Genomic DNA, 6,062 nt, shown 5'->3' on the forward strand with positions numbered 1-6,062 from the left:
GCCGACCGGCCCGCCTCTTTGCAACGACCCGACGATCCGTGGCCGCACATATTTTGGACATAACAAGGTCATGCGATGAAGAGTCTCACGGACATCCCGGTCCCTACCCGCCTCAAACTGTCGACGCTCTGGACAGCAACAATGTTCTGCTATGTCTATGGCGACTATTTCGGCCTCTATACCGATAACAAGCTGGCATCGATGGCGCAGGGAAATATCGGGCCGCTTGGACCCGCAACCCCTGGAATGCTCGTTGCCGTTTCGCTGATGATGGCGATCCCCGCGCTGCTGATCGCGGCGACGCTCTATCTCCCGGCAGCAATTTGCCGCTGGAGCAATATCGGCTTCGGCCTTTTGTATACCGCTATCATGGCGATGACGCTGCCGGGCGCCGCGCCATTCTACATCACTCTGGCGGTCATCGAGATGGCGCTCACCGCCGCGATCGTCATCGCCGCCTGGACGTGGGCGACCGCCGAAGGAGGCCCGGAATGAGCGCGGACGCTTCGCACGCTCGCCTCGCCGGATTCCTGTATCTGGGAACGATAGGCTTTGGCGTATACGCGGAAGTCGTCGCCCGCGGCGCCTTGATCGTACGCGGCGACCCCGCGGCAACCGCACAGGCCATTTTCGCATCGGGATCGACATTCCGGTTCGGGATGATCGCCGATCTCGCGATGCTGGGTTGCTATATCGGCGTCACCATTCTCCTGCATGGCATCTTCCGCAAGGGAGAGCCGCGGGTCTCGGCCATAGCCGCTTCTTTCAGCCTGATCGGCATCGCGATGCTCGCATGCGATACGCTGCTGTCGGCGATGATTTTACGGCTCCCCGATTTGGGGCAGCCGTCATCCTCGCTCGCCGATTGGGTGTATCTGCTGCTGCGCGTCCATGGCGACGGCTACAAGATCAGCCTTGTCTTCTTCGGCGCTTATTGCCTGTTCCTTGGCTGGCTCATTTGGCACGGACGCGCCATGCCAAAAGCCATCGGCCTGCTCGTTGCTGCGGCGGGGGCATGCAATCTCGTCAACAGCCTCGCCTGGCTCGGAGCGCCGCTCTGGGCGGCGCAGCTTCCGCAATATTTCACCCTGCCCACCCTGCTCGGCGAACTGGCGCTAGCACTGTGGTTGCTGGCGTTCGGCATTCGCGAGCGCGAGGCATAACATGCGAACACAGAGCGAAGCCGTTCTGCCCGAGCAAGGCCGATGAGCGCTCCCGACAAGCGAGGCGAATTCGGGCGCGATCGAAATACGCCTTGCGGAAAGCCGCACGCGGCCCCGCTCCGCGACGCGCTTCGAACCCGGCAGAATTCCAGACTGCTCATTGTCGTCGCCGACGACCGGCAGGCGATTGCGCAAATTCGGGCGCTGGCGTCGGCCTGCGTCGAAATCGACTCCCGTCCCGATGCCGACGACTGTTCCGAGATATCGCCGGTCGAGTCGAACATGAGGGGATTGCGGGACGGTCTGACACAAAGGCAATTCGAAATCGCCGTGGGCGTCATGCGCGGCCTGTCGAACAAAGGCATCGGCCGCGAACTCGGCATTTCGCATTTTACCGTCCGCAACCATTTGTCGCGGATATTGTTGCTCCTTGGCCTTTCCTCTCGCCAGGAGCTCGGCGACTATCTTCGCGTGCGGCTATTTCAGCCGACGTAGCGGCTCCATCGGCTGGATCACGTAACGCGCCAGGGCATCGCCTTGTGGGGCCAGGGCCCAGCGAAGAGACGGCAGGAAGGCGCGCGCTTCGAGCTGCCCCCTCCTGCCGGTATCAGGTTAGAATTCGCCGGCGATGCCGACGCGCGCCGCCGTATTCCGGCTCCCTGCATAGGACACGCCTGCCGTGAAGGCGAAGGGGTTGTCGGTGCCGAACCGGTGCGCGACTGACGCACCCACCGCCTGTTCGCCGCGGAAGGTGGCGAGATTGAAGGTGTAGCTTGTCTTGCCCGGTTCGGACGGCATCGGCGCGGGGACAAGCGCAACCGCGGCGGCGGTTCCGCGCTGTGCGTCGCGGCGGTCGCGATCGGTGATCGCATAGAGGTCGCTGATCTGTGCACTGTGCGCCGCGGCAAGCGACTGGAGCGCGGGAAGCGCGGTTCCGGCCATGCTTTCCAGCGACATCAGCCGATTGTCCTGCACGCTGTTTACCGTCTGAATCGCGGTGATCTGACTGTCCTGCACCATATTCTGCGACACGGCGGCATCGGCGGTGGCCTGTGCCGCCGCAGCGGCGGTCGCGACCGTCTGAACCTGACCGACATTGGCCGCATCGGTCGCCGCCGTCCCGGCAGCGACGTTCACGATACGCCGCTGGAAGCCCGCCGAGCCAACCGAAACCGTGTTGGCCTGATCCGCCACCGAACTCGAACCGATCGCGACCGAATTCGCGCCCGACGCCTGCGCATCGACGCCCAAGGCCGTCGCCCTGAGGGCGGTGGTCTGGCTGTTGACGCCCACGGCGACCGAATAGCCGCCGTTGGCGAATGCTCCCGACCCCGTCGCGGTGTCGCCTTCCTTGACCGCCCGCGCGCCATAGCCCGCGGCGGTCGAAAAGTCGCCTCCCGCCGCCGCATTCTGACCGAAGGCGGCCGTTGCGAGACCGCTGGCAACGCTGTCGCGACCGACCGCGGTTGCATTTTGCCCGCCTGCTGCAGCGTTGGCGCCGATAGCGACCGACGCCGGTGATGCGATCGTGTCGCGGCCGATGGCAATGCTGCCATCGGACAGCGCGTTCGCATTGTCGCCGATGGCGATGGCCGATTGGCCGAGGGCATTGGAGGCGTTACCCACGGCAACCGCGCCATCACCGATCGCCTGATTGTCGGCGCCGATCGCTACCGCGCCGGTCCCGGTCGCGACGTTCGGATCGCCGATCGCGACGGCGCCGTTGCCGGTTGCGGTCTGCCCCTGCCCCAGCGCGATGGCGCCATTGCCATTGGCGCTGTTGCCGGCGCTTTGCAGGCTGCCATCGCCGCTGGTGCCGACGCCCACCGCCGAATTGGAAATCGCGCTAAGAACGGCGTCGGTCATCGCGGTATTGAGCTGCGCGACGTTAACGGCATCGGTGGATTGCGTGCCGGCGGCGACTTGGACGATCTGGCGCTGCAGATTGGCGTTGCCGACCGACACGGTGGCATTACGGTCGGCCACCGATCCCGAACCCAGCGCGACCGCGCCGCCTGCGCTTGCTTGGCTGAAGGATCCGATTGCGGTCGCGTTGAGGTCTTCTGCAGTAGCAAGAAAGCCGACCGCCGTGCTGTCGGGGGCCGTCGCAAACGCCGCATTGCCATAAGCGGTCGTATCGGCGCTGGTCGCCTGGGCATTGATGCCACACTGGAGCGAATTTTCAGGGTCGTCGGCGGTGCCGGGAAAATCGTCCGGCCCCGGATTCTGGACGCAGGGGACGGTCTGGGCATGCGCCGGCGTTGCTCCGCCTAGAGCCACGAGGATCGCCAATGGTGCGGCGGTGCCAAGAAGCCTGATGGTGATTTTCATATCGATCGCTCTTTCATTCTGGGTCGGCGAGGCACCGACCGGCTTGCAGGATTGCCGTGGCGACCTGTTACCGGCGCCATCGCTTCGGGATTCCGCCGCGTTCGCCCGGCGGGCGGGCGCAGCGGTGCGACACCCGGTAAGACGGGAAGCATCGCCGAAACCGGACAGGGCGGCCGGGCGATGTTCAATATTGTCTCGCGAACGGCCCCGAAATCAGGCATCTAGAGCGCGCGTCACGCCTCGAAAGCGGAATAACGGGAGACCGACGATCAACGATGAGAGCAAGCGGGCGGGCATCAAAGGCAGCGACGCCGACGCGCTGATCGCGAACCTGTACGAAGAGTTGAAAACCATTGCCCGGCGCGAACATTACCGGGCCGGCGGTGGGCAGACGTTGCAAACGACGGCGCTGATCTCCGAAGCCTATCTGAAGCTGAACCGGCGTGAAGGCTGGGAGAGCGAACGGCATTTCTTGGGCTGTGCGGCAACCGCCATCCGCCACATCCTGATCGACGCCGCCCGCGCCCGCATGACGGCAAAACGCGGCGCGGGCGAATATGCCTTTACCGAAAGCCTCGATTCGCTGGCAGCGGCGCCCGAGGATGAGGATGTCGTGCGGCTGGGCGAGGCCTTGCAGCGGCTCGCGCGCCTCGACCCCAATCTTGCGCAACTGATCGACTGCCGCTTTTTCGCCGGAATGACCGAGGAGGAGACGGCAAAAGTCCTGGGCGTCAGCGACCGGACGGTGCGCCGCTGGTGGCTCCAGGCGCGCGCCTGGGTGCACAAGGAAATGGACGCGGGTTAGGTTGCCAAACGCCGGCGCAACGCGGCGAAGGATTTGAGGTAGGATTCGCCCGGCGCACCGAGCGTCCGGAATATCTGTTCCGATGCGTCGGCCTCGCGCCGCGCCTCGGCTATCCGTCCCTGTTTCAGACGGATGATCGCCCGCGTCCGCGCCGCAATGCCCTGCGGCAGGCCGACCGGCCCCATGGCGGCGATCCGCGGCGCGACTTCGCCAATCAGCGTTTCGGCCCGTCCCGTGTCGCCCGCCTCGGCCAGAGCTTCGGCAAGCCCCAGCGTGATAACAAGCGTCGGCACCGCATCGGGGCCAAGATTGTCGATCGCCATCGGCCGCGCTTCGCCAAGAACGTCGCGCGCCGCGGCGAATTTCCCCAGCGCCAGTTCGGCGCGCCCCAGTTGCAACAGATCGACCGCCAGCGCCGCCGATTTGCCGAATACCGCGCGGCGCCGGTCGGCAACGCCGCGAAACAGGCGTTCGGCCTCGGCGAGCCGGTCGAGCTTCATCAGCCGCACGCCTTTCAACTGTTCGATGGCCAGCCCCTGCGCGCTGCCCTGTTGCCCCGTCCGCGCCAGCGCCGCGTCGGCGGCGACAAAGACCGCGGGCATCGCATCGAGCCGGTTCGCCTCGACCATATAGACAAGTAGGTTGTTGTAGCGGGTCAGCAGTTCGCGATGATCCTCGGCATAGACGCGGTCGGCGTCGGGCAGGCTCAATTGCAGCAGGCGGATGGCGGTGTCGTAATCGCCCTTGCGCCGGGCGAGCTGCGCCCGGCCGCTCATGCTTTCGAGCCGTTCCTTGCGGAAACGGGCTGGGTCGGCGGCGAAGACGGCGTCGGCGGAATCGAGCAGCGGCGCCATGTCGTCGGTCCGCCCCATCGCCGCGGCGGTCGAGGCGAGGCGAAGCTTTATCTCTGCGGTTGCAACCGGATCGCCCGCGCCGATCCCGCGCGCAAGCGCCTGGCTGAGCAGCGCGTCGGCGCCCGCCGCATCTTCCAGATTGACGTACAGATCGGCGAGCGTCGTAATCAGCGTTGCCGATTTGGCGCTCCGGTCGACCGACGCGACAAGCTGCGCCGCCGTCTGATCGAGCATCTGTTTGACCGTTGCCTCTTCGCCCACCGCGCTGCTGGCGGTGTCGCGGAACATGACGGTCAGCATGCGATTGATCGATTCCGATCGCCGCGCTTCCGCCAAGGCGACGTCGCGCTCAATCGCCGTCTGGCGGGCCTGCCACGCCGCCGCACCGCCGCCTGCCACAATGGCAAGGAGCGCGGCGGCTGCCGCCGCCGTCGCGACGCGGTGCCGGCGCAGGTAGCGCCCGACCGTATAGCCCGCCGAACCCGAGCGCGCCGCGACGGGGCGCAGCGCCATATGGCTCCGGACATCGTCGACCAGATCGCCGACGCCGCGATAGCGATCCTGCGGCGCGCGGCGCATCGCCTTGAGCACGATCGCGTCGAGATCGCCCGCCACCTCGCGCCGCCCGAAGTGTTAGCCGGGCGGCACGAGCGCGCTGGGCAGGGGCGGATCGTCGTTCAGGATACGCCGGATCACCGACGGCAGCGCCGACCCCGGCTCGCGCCACGGGCTGCGACCCGTGAGCAACTCGAACAACAAGACACCCAGCGCATAGACGTCGGTTGCGACGGTTGGCGCGGCATTGCCGAGCTGTTCGGGCGCCGCATAATCGGGGGTCATTAGTGCGATCGTGGTTAGTGTCTCGCTCTCGCCTTCGATCTCCACAAGGCGCGCAATGCCGAAATCGAG

Annotated in this window: 7 protein-coding genes; 4 read left to right on the plus strand and 3 right to left on the minus strand. The window is 66.0% G+C overall.

Annotated features, from left to right (window positions below; translation table 11 throughout):
- Positions 1-75: 75 nt before the first annotated feature.
- From ABS88_RS24890 to ABS88_RS24900, 3 genes are read left to right on the plus strand one after another with little or no spacing between them, the layout of a single operon-like run.
- Entirely contained in the window at positions 76-495 is a 420-nt protein-coding gene (locus ABS88_RS24890) for a DUF6326 family protein (RefSeq protein ID WP_286750916.1), read from the plus strand.
- Positions 492-1,163, plus strand: coding sequence for a DUF4386 domain-containing protein (locus tag ABS88_RS24895; protein WP_286750917.1), 672 nt, complete (start codon positions 492-494; stop codon positions 1,161-1,163). Before ABS88_RS24890 ends, ABS88_RS24895 begins: the two co-directional genes overlap by 4 nt.
- Before the next feature lie 42 nt (positions 1,164-1,205).
- Complete coding sequence (locus ABS88_RS24900) at positions 1,206-1,658, plus strand: response regulator transcription factor (RefSeq protein ID WP_286750918.1); 453 nt, start codon at positions 1,206-1,208, stop codon at positions 1,656-1,658.
- A 117-nt stretch (positions 1,659-1,775) separates the two neighbouring features.
- On the opposite strand, the gene ABS88_RS24905 is transcribed toward ABS88_RS24900, so the two are convergent.
- On the minus strand, positions 1,776-3,494 hold the full coding sequence (locus ABS88_RS24905) for a YadA-like family protein (RefSeq protein ID WP_286750919.1): 1,719 nt from the start codon (positions 3,492-3,494) through the stop codon (positions 1,776-1,778).
- On the opposite strand from ABS88_RS24905, the gene ABS88_RS24910 reads away from it, so the two are divergent.
- On the plus strand, positions 3,481-4,299 hold the full coding sequence (locus ABS88_RS24910; protein ID WP_286750920.1) for an ECF-type sigma factor: 819 nt from the start codon (positions 3,481-3,483) through the stop codon (positions 4,297-4,299). The genes ABS88_RS24905 and ABS88_RS24910 overlap by 14 nt on opposite strands.
- Here ABS88_RS24910 and ABS88_RS24915 read toward each other — a convergent pair.
- Both ABS88_RS24915 and ABS88_RS24920 read right to left on the minus strand, forming a co-directional pair.
- On the minus strand, positions 4,296-5,768 hold the full coding sequence (locus tag ABS88_RS24915) for a tetratricopeptide repeat protein (RefSeq protein WP_286750921.1): 1,473 nt from the start codon (positions 5,766-5,768) through the stop codon (positions 4,296-4,298). The genes ABS88_RS24910 and ABS88_RS24915 overlap by 4 nt on opposite strands.
- Positions 5,769-5,786: 18 nt before the next feature.
- Positions 5,787-6,062 (minus strand): protein kinase domain-containing protein (locus tag ABS88_RS24920; RefSeq protein ID WP_286750922.1); only part of this gene is annotated, 276 nt, incomplete at its 5' end.

The sequence above is a fragment of the Sphingopyxis sp. SCN 67-31 genome (genome assembly GCF_001725095.1).